General features: G+C 45.9%; 18 protein-coding genes and 1 pseudogene. 11 read left to right on the top strand and 8 right to left on the bottom strand.

Features of this window, described 5'->3' with window-relative positions; all coding sequences use genetic code 11:
* Nucleotides 1-9: 9 nt before the first annotated feature.
* From BM202_RS18000 to BM202_RS17980, 5 genes and pseudogenes are all read right to left on the bottom strand, one after another.
* Nucleotides 10-1,389, bottom strand: coding sequence for a cytochrome P450 (locus BM202_RS18000; protein ID WP_093828575.1), 1,380 nt, complete (start codon nucleotides 1,387-1,389; stop codon nucleotides 10-12).
* Between the two features lie 64 nt (nucleotides 1,390-1,453).
* Nucleotides 1,454-2,317, bottom strand: a complete 864-nt coding sequence (locus tag BM202_RS17995) for an SDR family oxidoreductase (protein ID WP_093828573.1) — start codon at nucleotides 2,315-2,317, stop codon at nucleotides 1,454-1,456.
* Nucleotides 2,318-2,412: 95 nt separating this feature from the next.
* Nucleotides 2,413-3,273 (bottom strand): annotated as a pseudogene (locus BM202_RS17990) (SDR family oxidoreductase); the annotation flags it as partial.
* A 126-nt stretch (nucleotides 3,274-3,399) separates the two neighbouring features.
* Nucleotides 3,400-5,655, bottom strand: a complete 2,256-nt coding sequence (locus BM202_RS17985) for an ATP-binding protein (RefSeq protein WP_093828569.1) — start codon at nucleotides 5,653-5,655, stop codon at nucleotides 3,400-3,402.
* Nucleotides 5,645-6,829 carry an ATP-binding protein gene (locus BM202_RS17980; protein WP_093828567.1) on the bottom strand — a complete coding sequence of 395 codons (1,185 nt, stop codon included), beginning with the start codon at nucleotides 6,827-6,829 and terminating at the stop codon, nucleotides 5,645-5,647. Before BM202_RS17980 ends, BM202_RS17985 begins: the two co-directional genes overlap by 11 nt.
* Nucleotides 6,830-6,972: 143 nt before the next feature.
* On the opposite strand from BM202_RS17980, the gene BM202_RS17975 reads away from it, so the two are divergent.
* Nucleotides 6,973-8,685: a GMC oxidoreductase gene (locus BM202_RS17975; protein ID WP_093828565.1), complete on the top strand. Its 1,713-nt coding sequence runs from the start codon at nucleotides 6,973-6,975 to the stop codon at nucleotides 8,683-8,685.
* 1 nt (nucleotide 8,686) lies between these two features.
* The gene (locus tag BM202_RS17970) at nucleotides 8,687-9,151 is read left to right on the top strand and encodes a 3-oxoacyl-ACP synthase (RefSeq protein WP_093828563.1); all 465 of its coding nucleotides are present in this window, start codon (nucleotides 8,687-8,689) and stop codon (nucleotides 9,149-9,151) included.
* Here the strand turns inward: BM202_RS17970 and BM202_RS17965 are convergent, their stop codons facing one another.
* Nucleotides 9,152-10,783, bottom strand: coding sequence for an amidohydrolase (locus BM202_RS17965; RefSeq protein ID WP_093828561.1), 1,632 nt, complete (start codon nucleotides 10,781-10,783; stop codon nucleotides 9,152-9,154). It lies immediately after the preceding gene.
* A 107-nt stretch (nucleotides 10,784-10,890) separates the two neighbouring features.
* Between BM202_RS17965 and BM202_RS17960 the strand changes: the two genes are divergently transcribed.
* Both BM202_RS17960 and BM202_RS17955 read left to right on the top strand, forming a co-directional pair.
* Nucleotides 10,891-12,276 carry a TolC family protein gene (locus BM202_RS17960; protein ID WP_093828559.1) on the top strand — a complete coding sequence of 462 codons (1,386 nt, stop codon included), beginning with the start codon at nucleotides 10,891-10,893 and terminating at the stop codon, nucleotides 12,274-12,276.
* A 55-nt stretch (nucleotides 12,277-12,331) separates the two neighbouring features.
* Nucleotides 12,332-12,556, top strand: a complete 225-nt coding sequence (locus tag BM202_RS17955; RefSeq protein WP_093828557.1) for a DUF2188 domain-containing protein — start codon at nucleotides 12,332-12,334, stop codon at nucleotides 12,554-12,556.
* Here the strand turns inward: BM202_RS17955 and BM202_RS17950 are convergent.
* Nucleotides 12,545-13,624 (bottom strand): DNA topoisomerase IB, encoded by a 1,080-nt coding sequence (locus BM202_RS17950; protein WP_093828555.1) that lies wholly within the window; start codon nucleotides 13,622-13,624, stop codon nucleotides 12,545-12,547. The two genes, BM202_RS17955 and BM202_RS17950, sit on opposite strands and share 12 nt — an antisense overlap.
* A 103-nt stretch (nucleotides 13,625-13,727) precedes the next feature.
* Entirely contained in the window at nucleotides 13,728-14,333 is a 606-nt protein-coding gene (locus tag BM202_RS17945; RefSeq protein WP_093828553.1) for a DUF6962 family protein, read from the bottom strand.
* A 161-nt stretch (nucleotides 14,334-14,494) separates the two neighbouring features.
* Here BM202_RS17945 and sucD point away from each other — a divergent pair, with 161 nt between their 5' ends.
* The 7 genes from sucD (at nucleotide 14,495) to porM (ending at nucleotide 22,693) form a co-directional block, all read left to right on the top strand.
* Complete coding sequence (sucD, locus tag BM202_RS17940; protein ID WP_093828551.1) at nucleotides 14,495-15,373, top strand: succinate--CoA ligase subunit alpha; 879 nt, start codon at nucleotides 14,495-14,497, stop codon at nucleotides 15,371-15,373.
* 61 nt (nucleotides 15,374-15,434) lie between these two features.
* Nucleotides 15,435-16,607: a DUF4271 domain-containing protein gene (locus BM202_RS17935; protein WP_093828549.1), complete on the top strand. Its 1,173-nt coding sequence runs from the start codon at nucleotides 15,435-15,437 to the stop codon at nucleotides 16,605-16,607.
* 119 nt (nucleotides 16,608-16,726) lie between these two features.
* On the top strand, nucleotides 16,727-17,512 hold the full coding sequence (locus BM202_RS17930; RefSeq protein WP_093828547.1) for a uroporphyrinogen-III synthase: 786 nt from the start codon (nucleotides 16,727-16,729) through the stop codon (nucleotides 17,510-17,512).
* A gap of 179 nt (nucleotides 17,513-17,691) precedes the next feature.
* On the top strand, nucleotides 17,692-18,666 hold the full coding sequence (locus BM202_RS17925) for a PorP/SprF family type IX secretion system membrane protein (protein WP_093828545.1): 975 nt from the start codon (nucleotides 17,692-17,694) through the stop codon (nucleotides 18,664-18,666).
* Between the two features lie 267 nt (nucleotides 18,667-18,933).
* The gene (gene porK, locus BM202_RS17920; protein WP_093828543.1) at nucleotides 18,934-20,061 is read left to right on the top strand and encodes a T9SS ring complex lipoprotein PorK/GldK; all 1,128 of its coding nucleotides are present in this window, start codon (nucleotides 18,934-18,936) and stop codon (nucleotides 20,059-20,061) included.
* Between the two features lie 126 nt (nucleotides 20,062-20,187).
* Nucleotides 20,188-21,000, top strand: coding sequence for a type IX secretion system motor protein PorL/GldL (porL, locus tag BM202_RS17915; protein ID WP_093828541.1), 813 nt, complete (start codon nucleotides 20,188-20,190; stop codon nucleotides 20,998-21,000).
* Between the two features lie 106 nt (nucleotides 21,001-21,106).
* Nucleotides 21,107-22,693 carry a type IX secretion system motor protein PorM/GldM gene (gene porM / locus BM202_RS17910; RefSeq protein WP_093828539.1) on the top strand — a complete coding sequence of 529 codons (1,587 nt, stop codon included), beginning with the start codon at nucleotides 21,107-21,109 and terminating at the stop codon, nucleotides 22,691-22,693.
* Nucleotides 22,694-22,757 lie beyond the last annotated feature (64 nt).

Below are 22,757 nucleotides of genomic sequence, written 5' to 3'. Positions count from 1 at the left end.
AATTAGCCATTATGCTAAAACTACCTGAATCGGCTTGTTAGGACGTAGCGTAATCAACGGTTTAGGGCTAATGCGTTGGCTTGGCACTGGCTGAAAATCAAAATTACGTACCATCATCGCCAGTAAAATCTGCATTTCCATCAGAGCAAATTGATTGCCGATACACAGGCGCGGACCTCCTCCAAAAGGCAGGTATGCGTAAGGATGCAACTGCTCTTTGATGCCACCCGGCGCAAATCGATCTGGGTCGAAGCGTTCGGGATCAGGCCAATTTGTGGGATCTCGGTGAAGTAGGTAGGGGCACACCAGCGCTGTAGCGCCTGCCGGGATGGTGTACGATCCAATCGGATCATCGCCCAGTGCCAGGCGGCTCATGATCCAGGCCGGTGGATAAAGACGTAGCGACTCCTGTACGACCTGTAATGCGTAGGGGAGGGCACGAAAAGCATCAGCAGATGGTATTTTGGCATCGCCCAACACCGATTGACTCTCTGCCCGAAGCTGGGCAACTACGTCGGGATGTTGCGTTAATAAATGGAGCGTCCAGGCCATAGAGACCGCTGTCGTTTCGTGACCAGCAGCAAACAACGTAACGCATTCATCACGCAATTGCTGGTCTGACATGCGCCCAGAGCCGGGCCAGTCGCCCATTTCTTCATCCTCTATGCTGATCAACATGCCCAGCAGATCGTCGCCCTGATCGGCGTTCCCGTTTTTTCGGCGCTGGTTAATTAATCCGTAAATAAACGAATCGACCTGGGTGCTTGCCCGCCGAAAGCGGAGATTACCAGGGGTTGGCCAATGCAGTGGCAAGCGCAACGGTGATACCAGACGTTCATTGGCCATGTAATTCAACGTATCGAGCGCCGATGATAATCCACTAAGCTGGGCTGCTACATCGGAACCGAACAGTGTTTTGCAGACAATCCGCATCGTTACGTCCATAAATGCCTGTGACACGTTCACTGGCTGTGTTCGATTACTTTGCTTCAATTCATCGATCCAGTTCGCCGTTTCAGTGATCATCGTCTGCGCCAGCGCTGCTAATTTCTGACGATGAAAGGCAGGTTGAGCTAGTCGCCGTTGCCGACGCCAGAAATCACCTTCGCTGGTGAGCAGTCCGTTCCCTAAAAAAATTTTGAGTACCTGAAACGCAGGCGACCGACCGTAATTGCGGTGATTTTCCTGTAAAATGTGTTTGCTGTCTTCGGGGCTGAAAACCAGATATTGGTGTCGTCCGCCAATCCGAAGATGCACCATACGATTTTGTTGACGCTGCAAGGTTTGTAGCGTACTTAATGGATCGCGGAAGAACGCAAGCGTGTTGCCAATCAGCGGCAGACCCGGAACCAGGGGCACAGTAAGTGGAGCAGAGGCAGTCGTTTCCATAAAAAAAGTCGTTCCGAATAGTATTTCAGAACGACTATAAATATAGCTTAGAACTATCGAAACGCTACGAATTGACAACCTCGCCCCCGTTGACATGGATGACCTGACCGGCAAAATACGATGCATCTTCCGACGCCAGAAACACGTAGGCAGGGGCTAGTTCCGCTGGTTGGCCGGGACGTTCCATGGGTACATCTTTGCCAAACTCCTTAACTTCTTCGAGCGTTTTCGTCGCCACAATCAAAGGTGTCCAGATCGGGCCGGGTGCCACAGCGTTCACGCGGATTTTGCGCTCAATCAGATTTTGCGACAGCGAACGCGTGAAGGCCGTCACAGCTCCTTTAGTTGATGCATAATCAATTAGGGCTTCACTTCCCCGATAGGATACGACCGACGTCGTGTTAATAATGCAATCGTTTTCAGCCATATACGGCAATACGGCTTTCGTGAGCCGGAACATGGCCAGAATGTTCAGCTCGAACGTTTCGCGCATTTGCTGATCCGATATGTCAATAAATTCCTTCTGCTCAACGTGGTTAGCCGCGTTATTTACCAGAATATTGACGTGTTTATACGTATCGATAACAGTACTGACCGCTTCCTGAATAAAAGATAGCTGCTTCAAATCGCCGGGAATCAATAAGCAACTTCGCCCTTCGGCTTCAATGAGCGCTTTCGTTTTTTGCGCGTCCTGCTCCTCACGTGGATGATAAAGTACAGCCAGGTTAGCCCCTTCGCGGGCAAAATGAATGGCTACTGCCCGGCCAATTCCCGAATCGCCACCGGTGATGACGGCAATTTTGTCTTTTAATTTATCTGCCCCCTGATAATCATCCCGAATATAAATCGGTTGCGGGTCCATTTCATATTCCAGGCCCGGCTGCGCGTTCTGATGCTGGGGCTTGGTTTCAATTTCCATTTGGTCCATAGTAGTCATGAGTCGATAGTCGTCAGTAAATAGTGAACTTCATCCGATAGCTGTTCTTAGCTAACGACTATTGATTATCTACTGACGACTTGTTTTTACGCATTTACAATTGTTCCACCGTTGGGGTGTAAGACCTGTCCTGTGATGTATGAAGCATCTTCCGAGGCCAGAAACACATAGGCGGGCGCTACTTCGCTGGGTTGACCGGGGCGTTTCATTGGTACGTCTTTGCCAAACTCAGCGACTTCTTTCGCCGAGACTGAAGACGGATTAAGCGGTGTCCAGATCGGTCCGGGTGCTACGGCATTGACCCGAATCCCTTTGGTAATCAGGTTGCTTGATAAGGCCCGAGTAAAAGTCATGATCGCACCCTTGGTAGACGAGTATTCGAGTAGGTCAGCACGACCCTGATAGGCCGTGATCGACGTAGTGTTGATGATCGTGTCGCCCTTATGCAGGTGTGGCACGGCGGCTTTGGTAACCCGGAAAAACGAATAGATATTGGTTTCATACGTAGCCAATAAATCGTCGTCGGTAGCCTCTTCAAGGGTTTTATGTTGTAGTTGTAACCCGGCGTTATTGACCAGAATATTGAGTTTGCCGAGTTGCTCAACCGTACTATCTACAATATACTTACAGTACGTTTCCTGCCGAATATCGCCCGGCAGTAGCAGGCATTTCCGGCCTTCGGCTTCAACTAACTCTTTGGTTCTCTGCGCATCGACCTCTTCGCGGGGCGTATACGAAATCGCTACGTCGGCGCCTTCTCGGGCGAAGTGAACGGCCACCGCCCGACCAATGCCACTATCGCCACCCGTAATGAGTGCGACTTTGTCTTTCAATTTGTTAGCACCTTTGTAAAGATACCGGATCACCTTAGGCTGCGGGTCCAGTTCGGCTTCAATACCGGGCTGAATATCCTGATGCTGTGGGGGAATTTTAGCTTCCATAACGTTGCTGTTAACAGACTTAGACGCTTTTTGAAGCCTTCTAAGTCTGGGTGTTTATAGGTGGATAAGCCCAAAGCAACGCAGGTTGTTTGCAAAACCGATTGAAACACTGGATTTTGTTAGGAGCGGGGTTTAAGCATAATCAATTGCCATCTGCGCGACTTCGGCCAGAATGTCGTCTACTGTTTCTTTGAGTTCCGGCCCCATACGCAGGTACTCGGTCGGATATTCATCTTTAAGGAAATACAACGTAGCGTAATACAGCGGTTTGAAGCGATCTTTTAATTGCCATTCTTCTTGAGTGAAATAGTTGTAAGCGGTATGGTATTGTTTTTTTGCGAGGAGCAAACGTAAAAACAATGTTGCTACATCACCTCCATTATCCTTTGAGGAAAATCTTACCAAGGTAGGTTCCTTTAAAGGAACTAATTCTTCAAGCCCTTGAAAGATATTGTTCCACAGTTGAATAATTTTTTTAGACAATAAAAATCTTATCTGTGCGGAATTTGAAGGATCAATTGTATTAGGGAGATCACTCGTGATTTGTAAAGCAAGTTCTTTTCTAGAAATGTCTACAGATAAGAAATATCTTAAAGCGATTTCACTCTTTAAATCATCATTGAAGCTTTTTGAAAAGAATAATATTTTTTCAGTTTCAATATTAATTACATCATCTGGCAAGTATTCAGGATCAGGCACTATAAGAATGAGACATATGCCTTCAAATACTAATAGGGGTACAAGTAGTCTATATTTTGTATTTTTTGTATTATTATTTACATATAGATTTGGGTGTGATATTAAGAAGTTTTTGTTATCGATTTTATGGCTAATAAATAATTCTATTAATATTTCTTTAGCTTTTTCAAAATCTTTTAAAAAAACATAACATGATATAATATCTAGTAATACCCTTGTAGTCCGATTGTGAAAGTTTTCTAAATGAGTAACAGCCTTCTGATAATTATGTTCTCGCAGTAATCTTTCTACTTCACTGTACTTAGATGACACATCATTTAATAAGTCATATCTTCCTTGATTAGTTAAAAAAAGTACTGTTTTCTTTTTCAGTATATCTTCCATCTCCTCATCCTTTAAAACCCCTGCGAACGCTGTTGTCAAAAACAAAGCTGCTTCTGGATCTAAATTTCCAATTTCCATTGCTTGTAAATGGCCATCAATACGTTCCTGCATCCACTCAGCATCGCCTTCAAACATCGTTTCGAAAAAGCGTATCAACCAAAGCACCCGCTGGTCGGTTTTGCGACCGAAACGCATAAGATACCAGATATTGAAAAATCGTTCTTCGAGCCGGTAGAGGTGATTTTTAGTGTTGGTTTCTATTTTTTCGACAAGGCCACTATTAATCAATTGCTTCAATTGAGCTGAAACCACTTTGCTTTCCAGCCGTACGACCTGAGCCAATTCTTTTGTGTTAGCAGCATCCCACGCCGTAGCCAGCGCAGCCATAATCTTTTGCTGTTGAGCGGGCAGATCGTCCATGCGATGCTTATAGAGAGGTGTAACGCGGTCGAGTAATACTTCCAGATCGCGAAAAACGGAGCCTGAATCATTTTCGACAAGAATCTCAAATAGCAAGACCATTGTCCGAATTACTCCGCCCGTTAGTCGGCGGATGGCTTCGATACGTCCCGGCTGGCGTTCGATCAATTGCTGCACAGCCTCAGTGTGATACGTTTCGCCCAATTTTAAAAACAAGTCGATGGCTTCCTGCTGTGAAAGACCATCTAAATGAATGATTTTGAAGAACTCGTAGAACGGTTTGGTATAGTCATGCACTTGCTCAATAGCCACCGACGTAGCGCCAATTAGCCGTAGTTCTGACTTAGTGAGCAGCACTTCACGCAGGCGTTGTTCTTCCTGAGTATCTAATTTTTTCAGTACGTCGCCGATGTTATCAATGAGCAATAACAGTTTTTTATTTCGTTGTTGAAGCGCACCAATGAGCGTCTGTAGAGCTTGTTGTTCGTAATCTTCCTGACCGTATTGTTTCGTCATTAGGTCGTATAAATCCGCAAACGCTACGTCGGTTTCGCCGAGATACTGCGCAGTACGTTCCCACACATCGGCCAGCGAGCTAATGCCGTACTCTTCTTCGTTGAATACGATCGGAATAAGTCGCTCGCGTAGCGCTGGCATATTATCTATTTCGTAAGCGATACGTAGCAACAGCGTCGTTTTGCCCATTCCCCGAATCCCCTGAATAAGATAATGTTGCTCGGGCTTGGTCATGGGCGAGTCGCGTATGTCACGGAAGAGCCGTTCGAATTTTTGCTTGCGGGCAATGAATCCGGCAATCAGCGCTTCTTTGCTCTGATTATGTGGATTATAGATCGTGGCAATTAGCGGTTGTGAGTTAGCTGACATATTTTTTCCACCAGATTTTGAGAATGGATGAATTAAATCGGTACGCTTTGTTATCGTCCGTTTGGTGTAAGTAGCCGTCGTATTCCAGTGACTCAACAGTTGCCTTATAGTTATCGGCAATACCGTGTTTAACAGCCAGATCATGAACAACGGATTTCTCTAATGGTATTTCTTCGGTGGCTCGGTTCAGTACGTCATGTACAAATAGATATTCCGCGCCGGGTTCAAGCCGTTTTTTCAGACGCTCGTAATATTGTTCGAAATAGATTTTGTTACGTTGGTGAAACACCTGCTGAAACGCTTTCTCCGCTTTCTGGCGATCAATTGGATTGCCGTTGCTTTCATACACATCGATAACTTCCTGCACCAGTAATTGCACATGAAAAGGCATTAACCAGTCAATCTTTTGCAGAATAAAGCGAACAGTTTCGTCATCGATCTGAATCCCTTCAAGTTCTATGAGTTTCCGAAAAAGAGTACAAGCTTCCTCTTCGGTTAATGGCGGAATATCAACGTATTGAAGTTGATTGACAAGATCGCTGGCGTCAAGTTTTTTCACTAACGGCTGTAAGCCAATGGAACCCGTTAGCAGAAACTGCACCTTGTTTGCCAGCTTGCGGTTGTGCATTAGTTCGCGAAATAGTTGCAAAAAACGTCGGGCTTCCTGTTTGCCGTGCTTGAGAAATATATTGTCGAGCGTTTCCGTAAACTCATCAACCATGATAATAAGCTTACCGCCATCTAGGTCTAATTCTTCCAGCAGTTTCTCCAGGTCCGTCTGGAAATTTATCGGTTCTCCTTTATCGAGAGAAACATCCAGAAATGGAACCGATACTTTCAAATTGATACGTTGTAATAATCCACTAGCTACCTTTTTTAGTGTATCCGTCACTTTCGACATCGTTCGAAAAGCTGGGCTGTCAATCACTTGTTTCGCTAACTCTTTATAGAAACCATCCACCGAATCAATGGATTGTGTGATTACATAGACGTAGTGTTGTCCCGTTTCAGGATTATCCTGAAGGAAATTCATCGCCGATGTTTTACCAACTCGTCGGGGTGCTGACAGATATATAGAGCTACCATTGCGAATGGCGCGACGTATTTTGCTGATTACCTGCGGACGCTCGAAGAAATCACTTCCAGATACGGCCTGACCAATAACGTTTCTCATTTGACAATAAAATTATTGTCAAATATATTAACAATAAAAATATTGTCAAATAATTTAGCAATAATTTTATTGTCAAAATCTAGTCGAGTCAATACGGTATAGATAATTGAGTTTTGTACTTTTATAGTTAAACGACGCCATTTATGAATATTAACGGCGATGCCAAAGCGGCTTGCATTTATGATGCCATCGTCATTGGCTCTGGCATTAGTGGAGGGTGGGCGGCTAAGGAACTCTGCGAGAAAGGATTAAAAACGCTCGTTCTGGAGCGCGGTCGTGACGTTCGGCATATTGTTGACTATCCGACGGCAACGCAGAATCCCTGGGAGTTTCCACATCGGAACCGAATGCCTGAAGCCTTTGATCAGAAAAACCCCATTGCGACAAAGTGCTACGCCCTGGATGAGAGCACGCAGCAGTTTTTCGTGAAGGATGCCGAGCATCCCTACGTGCAGGAAAAGCCGTTCGACTGGATTCGGGGCTATCAGGTTGGTGGCAAATCGCTGATCTGGGCACGGCAGACGCAGCGGTGGAGCAAGTTTGATTTTGAAGCCAATGCCCGCGATGGAGCAGCCGTCGATTGGCCAATCCGGTATGAAGACATCGCGCCCTGGTATAGCCACGTTGAGAAATTCGTGGGTATCAGTGGAAATAAAGATGGATTGGAAACGCTTCCTGATGGTGAATTCCTGAAACCTTGGGAACTGAACTGCGTTGAGAAACACATTCAGAAGCGTGTTGCCGAGCAGTACAAAGACCGCCACATTATCATTGGCCGGTGTGCGCACCTGACTGAGCCGAAGCAGATTCACTATGATCAGGGACGGGCGCAGTGCCAGGCGCGGCATTTGTGCTATCGGGGTTGCCCCTACGGTGGTTACTTCAGTAGTAATTCCTCTACGATTCCGTGGGCCGCTAAGACCGGCAAGCTAACGCTACGTCCCGATTCTGTCGTTCATTCGATTATTTACGATGAAACCAAGGGAAAAGCGACGGGTATTCGGGTAATTGACACGCATACGAAGCAAATGACGGAGTATTATGCGCGGATTATTTTTGTCAATGCGGCCTGTTTGAATACAAACCTTGTGTTGCTGAATTCTACGTCAAAGCGCTTTCCAAATGGTTTGGGAAATGATAATGATCTGCTGGGTCGATACGTAGCGTTTCATAATTATCGAGGCAATATTGTCGCTGATTACGAAGGTTTTGAAGATGGATATTATTACGGACGTCGACCAACAACGGCCTTTATGCCCAATTTCCGGAACGTTCGTAAACAGGAAATGGATTTTCAGCGGGGCTATATGGTGGCTTTCAGCGCTGCCCGTTCTAACTGGCATCTAGGGGCGTCACAGGAAGGTTTTGGGGCCGGATTTAAAGACAAATTAAGTGATCCGGGAGCCTGGAACGTGTTCATGATGATGCAGGCAGAAACCGTTCCGCGGTACGAAAACCACGTGCGGCTTAGCGCCGACCAAAAAGATGCCTGGGGTATTCCGCAACTCGTGACGTCTATCGACTACACCGATAACGACCTGAAGGTGATGAAAGACTTCCTGGAACAGGGTGCTGAGATGCTGGACAAAGCGGGTTGTAAAAATATTAAGCCGTACGATGATCACCGAAACCCTGGTCTCGATATTCATGAAGTAGGTGGTGTCCGGATGGGTCGTGATCCGAAAACATCACTGCTCAATGCACATAATCAACTACATACCGTGAAGAATGTATTTGTTACCGATGGGGCAGCCATGACCTCAACCGGCTCTCAGAACCCATCCATTACGTTTATGGCCTTAACTGCACGGGCGGCTAATTTCGCAATAAATGAAATGAAAAAAGGAAATTTATAACGTGATAGGTACGGATCAACAAACGAAAGAGGCACTTCTTGCCTTATGCCAGCACTACGTACAGCAACGTATCGATACGGCTAAAGAGGCCATGCAGGCTGTCCAGGAATCGGCGAATTCTGAATCGAAAAGTAGCGCGGGCGACAAATACGAAACAGGTCGGGCGATGGCACAACTGGAGCGGGACCGACATGCGCAGCTATTGGCTGAAGCCATGAAACTAAATCAGGAATTAAGCCGGCTGAACATAGATAAGCCGTATGATAGTATTCAGCCGGGAAGTTTAGTGATTACGAATCGGGGTGCTTTTTTCATCAGTATCAGTGCAGGCAAACTTACGTTCGAGGGCAACGATTACTTTGCTGTTTCAGCTGCCTCGCCTATTGCCACCGTGTTAGCGGGCAAGAAAATCGGCGATTCTGCTACGTTCAATAAACTGACGTATCAAATCCTACAGGTGGTTTAACTAGTAAACCCGCTCACCGCCAATCCATGTCTGGCGTACTTTAGTTTGCCGTAATTGTGGATTGGGAACGGTCATTATATCCTGATCAAGCACGACAAAATCAGCTTGTTTGCCCGGCGCAATGCTGCCGCGAAGGTGGTCTTCGAAACACGCATAAGCCGCCCAGCGAGTCATTGCCAGCAAAGCTGATTTACGGTCAACGGCGTTTTCCATTTGGTAGCCACCATCTGGAAAGTTTTTCGCATCCTGCCGGGCTACGGCCGCATGAAAACCGAATAGTGGATTAACAGCTTCGACTGGGAAATCACTGCCAAAAGCAATCAGGCTATTCTGTTTCATGAGATCCTTAAAAGCATAGGCGCCCTTTACCCGAACCGGCCCTAATCGGTCGGCAGCCCAGTACATATCCGACGTAGCATGAGTTGGTTGAACGGAGGGAATGACCGAATATCGCCCAAATTTCCAGACATCCTCCGCCGAGACAACCTGCGCGTGTTCGATACGCCACCGGCGATCGTTTTTACCTTTTAGCAATTTGCCATACAGATCAAGCATGAGGTGATTGGCCGAATCGCCGATGCAGTGGGTATTGGCCTGAAACTTTGACTCGTACAGCAACTTCGTTACACGTTCCAGCTCAGCCGGACTGAGAAGCAAAAAGCCGCCTGTTTCCGGACGATCATTGTAAGGACGTCGGAGGCAAGCCCCGCGAGAACCAAGCGCTCCGTCAGCATAGAGTTTGAACGCACGAACGGTTAGGCGCTCCGTCTGGAAAGGACCACGTTTGAGGAAATAATTTATATTCGGCTCGCCAAGGCTAATCATCGCATAATCACGGATTTTGAGTTTGCCAGTACGTTGCAGACTGTCAATCAAGTTGATTTCATCGGGGCTGATACCCGCGTCTGATATGCTTGTTAGACCCAGGGCGACGCAGGATTTCTCGGCATTTAACAGCATACGTGCCTTGTCGGTGTTATCAGGTTGTGGAATGACCCGTTTGATAAGCTGCATGGCATTATCTACGAGCACGCCTGTGGGCTGAGTATTTATAACTAAAATTTCGCCACCGGGCATCTTCGATCCGGCTGTTACGTTTGCCAGTCTAAGTGCTTTTGAATTGACGAGCAGAGCATGGCCATCCACGCGCATTAAGGCAACTGGAATATTCGGGAAAGCGGCATCTAATTTCTCTTTCGTCGGAAATTCTTTGTCTGTCCAGTCATTTTGATCCCAACCCCGCCCCGTGAGCCACAGTATTTTCGGGTGTTTTTGATAGAAACTTTTTAGTCGCTCAATCACCTCATCGTAGGAATTCGCCCCAACCAGATCGGCCTGATCAAGCACCTGTCCCAGTCCCAGGAAATGCGCATGAGGATCGTAAAATCCAGGGTAAACGGGTTGCCCTTTTAAATCGGCCGTAGTTTCGGCATCATACTGATTTGCAAGGTCTTGAGTAGAGCCAACCGCTAGAAAATTTCCATCTTTTATCGCAAAGGCATCCGCCGTGGAGAAGCTCGAATCGGCGGTATATATACGGGCATTAGTAACGAGCAAATCGGCCTTTTTCCGGGATGTACAACTGGGTAATAAGATCGGCAAGAGCGCCATTAAGCGCAAAAGATGTTTCATAATGGATGGTTGGGAAAGATTGCAAGATAATCGAAAGTTAATAAGCCAACCAGCTAATCGTAGATTCTTGTATTTTTGTCCAGATCGTTCTCGTTAACCTTAATTCAATGAAGCTCAGCAGTTGGATTCTTTTCACTTGTTTATCTTTTTCGGCCTTCGCTCAACAACCTGCCCAAACTCCTATTCAGCGTGCCCTGCGTAATGCTACCATTATGCAGCAGGGGGAAGTAATTACACTGGCTGATGCTATTCAAACAGCACTGGCTCAAAACTATCAAATCAAGGTAACGCAAACCCAGCAACAGGTAGCTGCCTACAATAATACGCTGGGTAATGCGGGTATCTTACCTACTTTGTTCGGTAACCTGACCAACAATAATTCCAATCAGCACCTGCGTCAGACCTACCTGGTACCCACTACGTCTCCAACCGACCGGCCGGGGGTCATCAGTAAAAACACGACAATCAGTCTAAATCTGAACTGGACGATTTTCAACGGTTTTGCTACGTTCTATGTGCTCGATCAATTGAAAGAGTTAGTCCGGATCAGTGAAGTAAATACGCGAGCCAACATTGAGGCAACCGTGGCCAGGGTGTCAACATCTTATTATGATGTCGTGCGTCAATTGCAACGATTGCTTGCTGTACGACAGGCGCTTGATATATCCCAGTATCGGCTCGACCTTGCCAAGACTAATTTTGAAGTAGGGAGCTTCTCGAAAGTTGACTATCTGACAGCTCAGGTTGATTATAATGTAGATAGTGCGGCTCTCATCGCCCAGCAACTGGCTTTGAGCAACGCTAAAATTTTGCTTAACGCGCTTTTAGTACGTGATCCTAGCACTGAATTCGCAGTACGTGATACGATTCTAGTTCGCTCCAATCTAGCATTGGAACAATTACGTGAATCATTGATTAGCAATAATCCCTTGTTGGCCGCTGCTGTTCTGAACCGGCGTGTAGCGGATATCAACATAAAGCTAGCGAAAGCGCAACAGCTTCCAACGCTTAATCTATTGTCTGGATATACTTACACAAACACCAATAACCAGGGAGGCAACACGACCGTTGCCACTGCCCGAAATAATGGCTTTACCTATGGTATTCAGGCATCGGTGCCAATTTTTAATGGATTTAATCAGCGTCGGCTAAACCAGGTAGCCTCTGTGAACGCACTAGCCGCAGAGTACCAGGCGAATGACCAGCGTGTACAACTTGATCTGGCCCTGACGCAGACGTATCAGCAGTACAAAACCAATTTGCAATTATTATCGCTCGAAATTCAGAACTATAAAATCACCACACAAAACGTGGATATTGCCTACGATCGATATCGATTGGGGACCTTAACGGCCGTTGGTTTTCGCGATGTACAGCGTAACCTCCTCGATGCTCAGCTTCGGTTGATCGATGCTGAGTTTAATTCCAAAACGGCTGAGATCGAACTCCTGCGCCTGAGCAGCACCATTACCCAGGAGCTTGGCCGTCAGTAAACAGTTTCTCGGGGGATGCAGTTATTGTAGATAATTCACTAACTACTCAGCTGGTATGCCCTGGACAAAGAAAGAATATCCCGATTCGTTGAAGAATTTCATGGCGCCGGTACGTAACAAAGCCATCGACATTGCCAACGCGTTGCTCGCTGATGGCACCGACGAGAAACGAGCCATTGCGATTGCAACGGCCAAAGCTGAAGAGTGGGCTTCGAATCGGGGTATAAAAATCCGGAAGGCCAACGCACCAGAGACGCCCAAAAGCGACTCACTTCGCTGATTTAACAGGCTTCTTTACCTGATCTTTCAGGAACTTTAGCAACAGTTTTTCGATGCCGTCAAGTCCGTGTGGGCTTGTTTGCCTAAAGTGTGCTTTTTGCTTGATGTACGGGTTCAAATCCTGACATTCATAGGCCTCCAGTATTTGCGGGTGCACGTAGTGTTTCCGGCAGACAGTGCGTGTATTCCCTAATTGATGAGATACCTCGTCTAAAACTGTATTTACATTTTTCTTCAGCTCTTTCTCCGTGTCACAGGGTTCTAACTGGGCTAGAAGCCGCAAAGCGTTCACCGTACCAGCCCAGGTCCGGAAATCTTTTGCTGAGAAATCATCACCCATTGTTTCACGCAAGTACGTATTAACCATGCCGGAGTCAATAGGATGGCGGTTTCCACTTTCGTCGAAATACTGGAATAACTCTTTGCCAGGAATATCGCGGCAGGCTTTCACTAAACGGGATAACCGCCGGTCGTGGAGCGTGATATCGTGGTAAATTCCTTTCTTCCCTTTAAAGCTAAACCGTGCTTCAGTGCCTTCCAGTTTCACGTGCCGGTCTTTCAAGGTTGTTAAGCCATACGAACCATACTCTTTTTCGTACGAAGCATTACCCACTCGAATCAGGGTTTGTTCCATCACACTCAGGGCAATGGCAATAACTTTCTCCCGAGACAATTCACGGGTTTTGAGATCGCTGGCCAATCGAGTACGGAGTAGGGGCAGGGCCTCGCCAAAAGCCACCATCCGAAAGAACTTTGTCTGACTCCGAATGGCATTCCATTTAGAATGATACCGATACTGCTTTCGATTTTTGGTATCAATGCCCGTCGCCTGCAAATGACTGTTCACTTTAGGGCTAATCCAGACATTCTCCCAGGCGGGGGGCAAAGCCATACTACGAATTCGGGCCAGCGTTTCAGCATCGTCTACTTCATGACCTTGTTGATCAAAATATTTAAACTGGCTAGGGCTGCCCTGGCGGCTAATGCCAGGCATTGTATCACTCACATAGATTAAGCGGGCGGCCCTGGCCGCTTCGGCTGAATCGTGAGTTAATTCCGGGAAATTCACGTTCGTTGAGTAGTTGGTAACCGAAAAATAAGTGACGAAGTAACTGATTGAAGAAGGGATTAGTTAACCGGATCGCCCACTTTTTTTTCAGGGCTTATTTGCCTCACTTCTTTTCAATTAACCGGGTTCCAGCACGCCAGTCTGACGCTTTTCCGAAAAACCAGAGGGCTAATGTAGTAGCATAGTGATAGAAATCAGTAGGATGGACGAAGTTGTTGAACGAATCGGCTTTAGTCGCAAGTCCCATCATCATGGCCGCCAGGACGACCCATAATCCTCGCTTGTTCCGTTGAAGTAGCGAAAAAACGGCCAGTAGCATAAGCACTAAAATACCCAAAGAGGGCACGATCGGCGTAAAAACCCGTCCATCAGGCAGCGATAGGCTGATAAACAGGAATAAGCCAAAGAGGATTGTTGCAACAAAGGTTATCAGCGAAAGCGTACGCTGGTTCAGCAGGGCATAAACCGCCGTTACGGCACATACAACCCCCAGGCTATCGGATAGCACAATCATAGATTGGCGTAGAGGTTCGAGCGATTCATACCCCGCAAAATGAACCACGCTAATCAGTGCGGCTAGTGAGGTTGTTAGCAAGAAAAACCCCCACAATAACCGATTAAAGAGCGCAATTCGCCCAAAAAAATGCCAGAATACTCCGATGCCCGCCCCGGCCAGAATAAAGCCGGAAAGGATGTGCGAAAAAATCATCACGTAATTTACGAAGATTCGGCTACTTTTGCCCAACTTTTTAGGGTAACAAGTCGAATGGACGGAAGAAGAAAGACCCTTCCGAATGTTGAAACTCGTTTTTCTTTCGTCTATCCGGGTTGGTATTAGATAACCGTATCGCCAACGATTTACAAACCGTCATGAGTGTTTTAGTTAACAAAGACTCCAAAGTTATCGTCCAGGGCTTTACCGGCTCTGAAGGCAGTTTTCATGCCCAACAGATGATCGAGTATGGTACCAACGTCGTTGGGGGCGTAACGCCCGGCAAAGGTGGCCAGACCCACCTCGACCGGCCCGTGTTTAACACTGTTCAACAGGCTGTTGATGAAGCCGGTGCCAACGTTTCCATCATTTTTGTGCCACCTGCTTTTGCTGCCGATGCCATTATGGAATCGGCCGAGGCTGGTATTAAGGTTATCATTTGCATTACCGAAGGTATTCCAACAGAAGACATGGTCAATGTAAAAAATTACCTTGAGGGCAAAGATGTGCGGCTAATTGGGCCAAACTGCCCCGGCGTTATGACGGCTGAGGAATGTAAAGTTGGTATTATGCCAGGTTTCATTTTCATGAAAGGTAAGGTTGGTATCGTTTCCAAGTCCGGTACGTTGACTTATGAAGCTGTTGATCAGTTGACGAAAGCAGGATTGGGTCAGTCAACAGCCATTGGTATTGGGGGAGATCCCATTATTGGTACAACAACCAAGCAAGCTGTTGAATTGCTGATGAATGATCCCGACACTGAAGCGATCGTTATGATTGGCGAAATTGGTGGCGGTATGGAAGCTGAAGCTGCTCGCTGGATAAAAGCTGACGGGAATCGTAAGCCCGTTGTAGGTTTCATTGCGGGTCAGACTGCTCCTAAAGGTCGTCGGATGGGTCATGCTGGAGCCATTGTCGGTGGGGATGATGATACGGCTGCAGCTAAAATGGCCATTATGCGTGAGTGTGGTATCTACGTCGTTGAATCGCCCGCGTTAATCGGCGAAACAATGCTGAAAGCCTTAGGAAAGAATTAAATAAAGAGTGAAAGAGCGAAAGACTGAAAGAGCGAAAAGATGTGAATTAAGATGGACCACTATGTTCATAGTAATACTCTTTCACTCTCTCACTCTTTCGCTCTTTGTATTTTCAGTCGCTACTGCTCAGACACGTATTAATGGCATCGGTCCGGAGAATCGTTTCTATCCGATCCACGATTTTCGTAACGATTTTCAGGTATATGACGAAGGAGCCAAAGCCTATATACCATACATTGTTGAGCAACATGCCGATCAGACAGCGCTAAGCGCCTATGTCGATCTTGAAAGTAACCGGCATTATAATTTACTGGTATCGACTCGTCAGGATGGGTATCTGTTTATCAATGCGGCTCTCAAACGAAAACTTCGTGCCAATCAGTGGCAAATATTAAGCATTGATAGCCTGTTTCGAACGTATCGCCAGCCCGAAATTTTCCTGACTGTTTACGGGGCTCCGGGTATCAACGACAAGCAACTTTTCATCGGTTACCCTAAGTCAGCTACTCAGAAGCCTGTCATCCTACGGGATGATAATCTGAGTGTTCGGCCCCGACCTCGAACAATTTATGAGAATTTCCTGGGCTTTGGGCTGTTATTTCTCCTGGCAACTCACGCTTTTCTGTTTGCCTTTTATCGTAGAGCCTTTCAACGTTTTTACAATTTTCGTGACTTGATTTCGCTACGGTCGCAAGATGATTCGTTCCTGATCAACCGCCCGTTAAGCAGTGTTAATCTGCTATTTACACTTAATTTGAGCTTCATCATTGCTTACCTGATTGTTTTCGTACAAAGTCGTAATCTTGAGGTATTTGCTTCGCGGGCGCTGTTACTGGGTGAGCAGGGCCTGGGCGGGTTAGTAGGTGAGTTTTTTTTGTTAAGCGTGGTCGTATTAAGCAGCCTTGTAAGCAAATACGTATCGCTGGAAATAATGGGAGGACTCTATAAATTGGAAGAAAGTATACAAGTTCATTATTTTAAAATATTACAGTCGTCATTACTATTTTTTGCGTGTCTGACCTTGCTGTTGGCTGTCCTTGCCTACAATACACCAGCGATGCCGTGGTCGCAAAGTATATTGCTATTACCATTGATTGGGTTTTATGCTGCTCGCCTAATATTGCTATACTTCGTTATCCGAAGCTTGGAGCCTATCAAGAATCTTTATTTATTTTCGTACCTTTGTATCGTTGAATTGATTCCACTCATCATAGGTTTGCGCTTTGCACTATGATGAAAGGTTTACAGTTTATTGTTGCTGGCTTTTGGTTAATCGGCTAACCTAAACGTGTTTTTTGGCTAAAAACAAAAACTGCAAACTAAAAACGAACGATTGACCCGAGTAGAGATTCAATGAACGAGACCAGCATGCAACCTACCCAAGACCGGCTCACGAAAGTTAACCGGCTTCTAGTGACCCAATCCCGCCCCGCCGACGAAAAATCACCTTATTTTGATTTAGGAAGCAAGTATAATCTTCAGATTGACTTTCGGCCTTTTATCCAGATTCAGGGAGAGTCATTTAAAGATTTTCGTCGTCAAAAAATAAACATCCTGGCACATACGGCTATTATCTTCACCAGCCGAAATGCCATTGATCACTTTTTTCGGATTTGCCAGGAAGGGCGTATTGAGGTTCCAGCCGACATGAAATACTTCTGTATTTCAGAGCAGACCGCAAATTACCTGCAGAAATACATTGTCATTCGGAAACGTAAAATCTTCAACGGGACTAAAACCGCTACAGAGCTGTTTGACCTGATCAGGAAGCATAAGAACGAGAAGTTTCTGTTTCCTTGCTCGAATATCCGACGTAATGATATTCCGGAATTTATGGATACCAGCGGTCTACACTTTACCGAGGCCGTAATGTACGATACGGTACCAACTGACTTATCGGATCTTGATATCCAGAGTTATGATATTATTGCCTTCTTCAGCCCATCGGGCGTAAGCTCACTGTTAAGCAATTTTCCTAACTTTAACCAAAATGGCACGCGGCTGGCAGCTTTCGGCCCTACGACTGCCAAAGCCATTACCGATGCTGGCCTAACGATCGATATTGAAGCGCCGTTACCCAATGCACCGTCTATGACGGGGGCGCTGGATTTGTACATTAAGAAGACTAACAATCCGTAAAAATCATAGTTATTTACGCGTTGAATGCCGGGATCGGGTTTTTGACTCATTTCCGGCATTCATCATGTAAATGGGCCCAATAATTTGATTATACAGGCGTTTAGTTGTAAACTGTGATAGTATTTACAGGAACGCTGTTACCAGCGAGTAGTAGTAGTTCTGAATTTCGGTTAGGCAGTATGATTCGCACACTCTACGTTTATGCTTTGTTCCTGCTGACGGTTGCAGGCCCGACCGCTTTTGCGCAACAGGACCCACAATTTAGTCTATACATGTATAATCCGTTATACTATAACCCAGCGGCTGCGGGGTCGGAAGGTGTAACGCGGATTCAACTTACGCATAGAACTCAATATTTGGGCTATCAGACAATTGGTAATGGCGATGAGAGTGCCGCACAGAGTACGCAGCTTTTGTCGTTCAACATGCCACTAGCCAAGATTAATAGTGGGATTGGTATTTATGCCCTTAATGACAAATATGGTCCGTCAATAAATCAGGCGGTGCAAATATCATACGCGTATAGGCTAGCGCTTAAGAATGGGACATTAGCCATAGGTGTACAGGCTGGTATGTTTAACAAGGGATATGATTATGGCCAGTTTCGCCCGAGTGATCCTGGTGACCCACTTATTCCAGGAGGACGTATTAACCAATTTAAACCGGATATAGGCGCTGGAGTATATTACAATACAGTTGACTATTGGATTGGGGTCAGCATGACGCACTTAAATAAGGCGAAGTACAGCTATGTGACCGACCGGTCAAGTGACCCGTCTGATAGTAAAGCTTATTTAACCGCAGGCTACAGACTGGGAATTGGTTATAACATTGATGTACAGCCATCAGTTTTAGTTCAGTACAGCACAGTTCAGGGATTTCCTGGGTCTACAGTGGCCGTAAACTTACTGGGTACATACGACAATCGAATCTGGGCTGGACTAGGTTATCGCTTTAAGGATGCTGCTATGGCCACAATTGGCATTAATCTATTGCGTGATAATGCCTTACGTATCGGTTACTCACTAGATGTTATTACTGACGGTGCAAAGGCAAAAAGCGCAACGTCTCATGAGATCATACTGGGCTATGCCTTACCGGCACCGGATGTACGCAAGAAGCCAATTATAAGGACACCACGTTTCCGGTATTAATGCAAGAGAAAGTAGAACTGTTCTTGGAACTTTACTGGAGCGTAGCAAAGCTGGGTAACAGGGTTATTAGGGAGTTTGCTTCCAGTAGCTTATTTTTGGGAAACGGGCTAATTTAAGTAGAAAATTTATCTCCTTAAACGGCAAATACCTAGCTAAAAGATAGGCTGTAAACAGAAAAAAAGCCGATCCCAAGTTTTACTATACAATATCCAAATAGATTTTCGTTTTTAGTCTGGTCTCGCACAAGAAGAAGGTAAAAGTTTTACAATGATGAATTATAACTCGTTAACAGTCAACGCAACCCGGATAGTGATGGTCGCTGCAGTAGTACTGCTGATGCAAGGTTGCGGCTTTCTGAAGTCAAAATTCGGTGGCAAGGGCGGTAAAGAGGGCGAAGTAGGCGTTACAAATGGTGAAATTACCGCCACCGGACGTAAAGGCTGGAAGCAACCAACGCCGTTTGGCATGGTACTTGTTCCATCCGGGTCGTTTATTATGGGACAAGCCGACGAGGACGTAGCGGCTACTCAGATTAACATGAACCGGCAGGTAACAATCAGTTCATTTTATATGGATGATGCTGAAATTTCGAACCATGAATACCGCCAATATGTCAACGCACTGCTGGCTGACTCTGTGTCGACACTGGGCGAAGAAGAAATTATGGCCAAGTATTATCCTGATACGACCGTATGGAAAAATGACTTTACTTACCATAACGGTGATCCCATGCTGGAGCACTACTATGGACATCCTGCTTTTGACACATATCCTGTGGTAGGTGTGAGCTGGGTTGCTGCAAAGCATTTTTGCAAATGGCGTACGAATACACTTGACGATTTCCGTACCAAAGACGGTGGTTACAAATCCTTTGGTTTCCGTTTACCGTCTGAAGCTGAATGGGAATGGGCCGCTCGTGGTGGAAAAAGCGGAGCTAAGTATCCTTGGGGTAACCCTTACGTAGCAAATGGCAAAGGCTGCTATCTGGCCAACTTCAAGCCGCAGCGTGGTAATTTTGATGCTGATGGCTACCCATATACTGCTCCAGCAACAGCCTATAGTCCTAACGATTATGGCTTGTACAACATGGCTGGTAACGTAGCAGAGTGGTGCCGTGATGCGTATGCAGACAATACCAATGCGATTGTATGGGACATGAACCCCGACAATCAGAATGCTGATGAGCCGCGCAAAGTAGTACGTGGTGGTTCCTGGAAAGACATTGCTTATTACCTTGAAACGGGTACCCGTTATTACGAATACGAAGATCAAAAGCGTTCTTATATTGGTTTCCGTTGCGTAATGGACAATCTCGAAGGTCGTACTGCATCAGCTCGGGGAGGTCGCGCTAGCAAAGCTAAGAGCAGCAAAAAAACTTCATCGAAGAAGGTGTAACGAAACTTGAACGTGTTAATCTGGTAGACTGTAGTAATAGTCTATGCAAAATTTACGTGTAGGACGTTAAAGTTTACTCCATAATCAGTTACCTATTCCAACCAATAATAGTTTATCAAGTTCATCATGGCAGCAGCAAAGTCAGAAAGTTTCTTTTGGGATCGTTTAGTACCAACCATTTATAGTGCCGGTGCGGCCGTCGTTATTTTCGGAGCGTGGGCTAAAATTACACATAATGAGCAGTTTGGTTTTATGTTAACGGCTGGTCTATTGACTGAAGTAGTTATTTTCGGTCTTTATGCCGTTCAGAGTTTCACTAATCCTGCAACAGCAGATGACGGGTATGCCTGGGAAAAAGTGTATCCTGAACTGGCCGATGATTTTAAAGGTGAGGCTCGTAAGCCAGCTCCACAGGCAAATGGCTTAACGGGTAATATGGATCAGATGCTGGCACAGGCAAAAGTAACACCTGATGTGTTTGAGCGTTTGGGCTCAGGTTTTCGTAATTTGAATGACACCGTATCTAAGCTCTCTGACCTTACGGATGCGACTGTGGCCACGAACGATTACGCACGCAATGTGAAAGCAGCTTCCAGCTCGCTTTCTGAAATGAATAAGTCATATAATACAGCAATTACGGCCGTTAGTTCTATGGCTGATGCAACGGCGGATACAAAAGAACTGCGGGATCAGACCCAAAAAGTAACTAAGAATATGGGTGCTCTGAACGCGGTTTACGAGCTTGAATTGCAGGATACTAATAAGCACCTGAAAGCAATGAATGCCTTCTATGGTAGCTTGACGGCAGCTATGGAAAATATGAGCGATGCTAGCCGTGATACGCAACAGTTCAAAAGTGAGCTTGCTAAATTGACTGGTAACCTAGCTTCTCTCAATGGCGTTTACGGCAGCATGTTAACAGCCATGCGCGGTAATTAAACTTACGTATAGAGTTTGTGGGCTCAGAGTTATTCTTTTTTTAACTCTGAGCCCATACCTTGACCTATACATCCCATAATTTTTTAATTCTCACTACCATAAGTTCATGGCAGGTTCAAAAGAGACACCCCGTCAGAAAATGATCGGGATGATGTATCTGGTTTTGACCGCATTACTTGCACTGCAAGTTACTTCGGCCATTCTGGAAAAATTCGTTTTAATTAATAATAGTCTGGAGCAATCAACTGGTGCCGTCAGTAAGGTTAACCAGCAAACGTTCGACAATATTCGGGCTACAGTTGAAAAATCAGGAAACCGGGCCACTGATCTGGCCATCGTTAAGCAAGCCGATGAAGTGCGCCAGTTGACTGCCGGGTTAGTTGGTGAGATAGATAAGCTTAAAGAGCAGCTTGTTGATGCGGGCGGTGGTCGTGATGAATCAGGTAATATCAAAAATTTGAGCGAGGAAGAGAAAGTCGCTCAACTCATGATTGGTACTGACCGTAAGGGGGCTGCCTTCAAATTGAAAGATCAGTTAAATGGGTATGTAGATAACGTATCGAAATATTCGGGTTCAAAATATGCTCCAATGGCGCTCGATGGAAAGGATGATCCGATTGCAAATCGGTCGCCTGATCAACGTCGGAAAGATTTTGCTGAACTTAACTTTGCGCAAACGCCTGTACCAGCGGCTTTAGCCGTTTTAAGCCAAAAACAGGCTGATGTTCGGCGGATCGAGGGTGAAGTACTTGATGTTCTGGCCAGTAAAGTAGGTGCGCAGGATGTGAAGTTTGACAAGATTCTGGCCATGTTAAGCATGGATTCAAAAGTAGTTGTAGCAGGTACCAAATTTAAGGGACAGATGTTTTTAGCGGCATCGTCTTCGGGTATTCAACCACGGATGAGCTTAAACGGTGGCGCAGTACGCGTGCAGGACGGCCAGGGTATAATTGAGTTTACGGCGCAGGGTGGTGCTTATGACAAAAATGGTCTTTCAAAGCGGACGCTTACAGGATCAATTGCTTATCAGACTCCCGCTGGGTTAAAGACAGTTCCTTTATCGGCTGAGTACTTTGTTGCAAAGCCCTCATACGAAATTGAATCTGGCTCCTTTCCGCCTTTATACCTTGGTTGCGCAAATAAATTAAGTGTACAAAGTCCACAGTTAGGCGCTTTGTGGAATCCAAGCTTTTCGGCTGAAGGCGGTTCGGTTATTACATCTGGTGAGAAAGGTAAAATCACGATTGTTCCAAGCGCTGCCCAGCTAACATTGAATGTTAGCAATGCTGGTAGTTTATTAGGGAAGAATGACTTCCGGGTGAATCGTGTACCGAAACCTACTATTGAGTACTACGTAGGTGGGACTAAAGCTGGAGACCCAAGAGGTGTACCTGCTGGACAGGCACGTAGTGTACGTGTAACGGCAGTTGCAGATGAAAGTTTTCGCAACTACTCTCCCGATGATGCTAATTTCCGCGTGACGGGTATTACGGTAATTTTAGCAAGAGGTACCCGTAAAGTTGGTCAGGTTAATTTAGGGCCTGCTGGTGGGTCACTGGGATCAATGGCTGCTGAAATCCAGCCTGGCGATCGCCTATCGATTCAGGTTGACGGTGTTCAACGACGAAATTTCAGAGGAGATATCAGTGACGTCTCTATGGGAAGTCCCCAGCAAACAGTACCGCTTTATTAATCGTACTAAACAGAGAAGTCTTTCGTTATCAACAGGAACGAAAGACAACAAAAACAACCGTTGA

Source organism: Spirosoma endophyticum (assembly GCF_900112365.1).
GTDB classification, from domain to species: Bacteria; Bacteroidota; Bacteroidia; order Cytophagales; family Spirosomataceae; genus Spirosoma; species Spirosoma endophyticum.
This window is presented reverse-complemented; position numbering and strand designations above follow the sequence as displayed.

Coding starts and splice junctions, on each gene's coding strand:
- porL (WP_093828541.1), top strand. CDS start 20,188: ATGGCAGCAGCAAAGTCAGAAAGTTTCTTTTGGGATCGTTTAGTACCA.
- BM202_RS17935 (WP_093828549.1), top strand. CDS start 15,435: ATGTTCATAGTAATACTCTTTCACTCTCTCACTCTTTCGCTCTTTGTA.
- porM (WP_093828539.1), top strand. CDS start 21,107: ATGGCAGGTTCAAAAGAGACACCCCGTCAGAAAATGATCGGGATGATG.
- BM202_RS17965 (WP_093828561.1), bottom strand. CDS start 10,783: ATGAAACATCTTTTGCGCTTAATGGCGCTCTTGCCGATCTTATTACCC.
- BM202_RS17995 (WP_093828573.1), bottom strand. CDS start 2,317: ATGGACCAAATGGAAATTGAAACCAAGCCCCAGCATCAGAACGCGCAG.
- BM202_RS17955 (WP_093828557.1), top strand. CDS start 12,332: ATGCCCTGGACAAAGAAAGAATATCCCGATTCGTTGAAGAATTTCATG.
- sucD (WP_093828551.1), top strand. CDS start 14,495: ATGAGTGTTTTAGTTAACAAAGACTCCAAAGTTATCGTCCAGGGCTTT.
- BM202_RS17960 (WP_093828559.1), top strand. CDS start 10,891: ATGAAGCTCAGCAGTTGGATTCTTTTCACTTGTTTATCTTTTTCGGCC.
- porK (WP_093828543.1), top strand. CDS start 18,934: ATGATGAATTATAACTCGTTAACAGTCAACGCAACCCGGATAGTGATG.
- BM202_RS17980 (WP_093828567.1), bottom strand. CDS start 6,829: ATGAGAAACGTTATTGGTCAGGCCGTATCTGGAAGTGATTTCTTCGAG.
- BM202_RS17925 (WP_093828545.1), top strand. CDS start 17,692: ATGATTCGCACACTCTACGTTTATGCTTTGTTCCTGCTGACGGTTGCA.
- BM202_RS17975 (WP_093828565.1), top strand. CDS start 6,973: ATGAATATTAACGGCGATGCCAAAGCGGCTTGCATTTATGATGCCATC.
- BM202_RS18000 (WP_093828575.1), bottom strand. CDS start 1,389: ATGGAAACGACTGCCTCTGCTCCACTTACTGTGCCCCTGGTTCCGGGT.
- BM202_RS17945 (WP_093828553.1), bottom strand. CDS start 14,333: ATGATTTTTTCGCACATCCTTTCCGGCTTTATTCTGGCCGGGGCGGGC.
- BM202_RS17985 (WP_093828569.1), bottom strand. CDS start 5,655: ATGTCAGCTAACTCACAACCGCTAATTGCCACGATCTATAATCCACAT.
- BM202_RS17930 (WP_093828547.1), top strand. CDS start 16,727: ATGAACGAGACCAGCATGCAACCTACCCAAGACCGGCTCACGAAAGTT.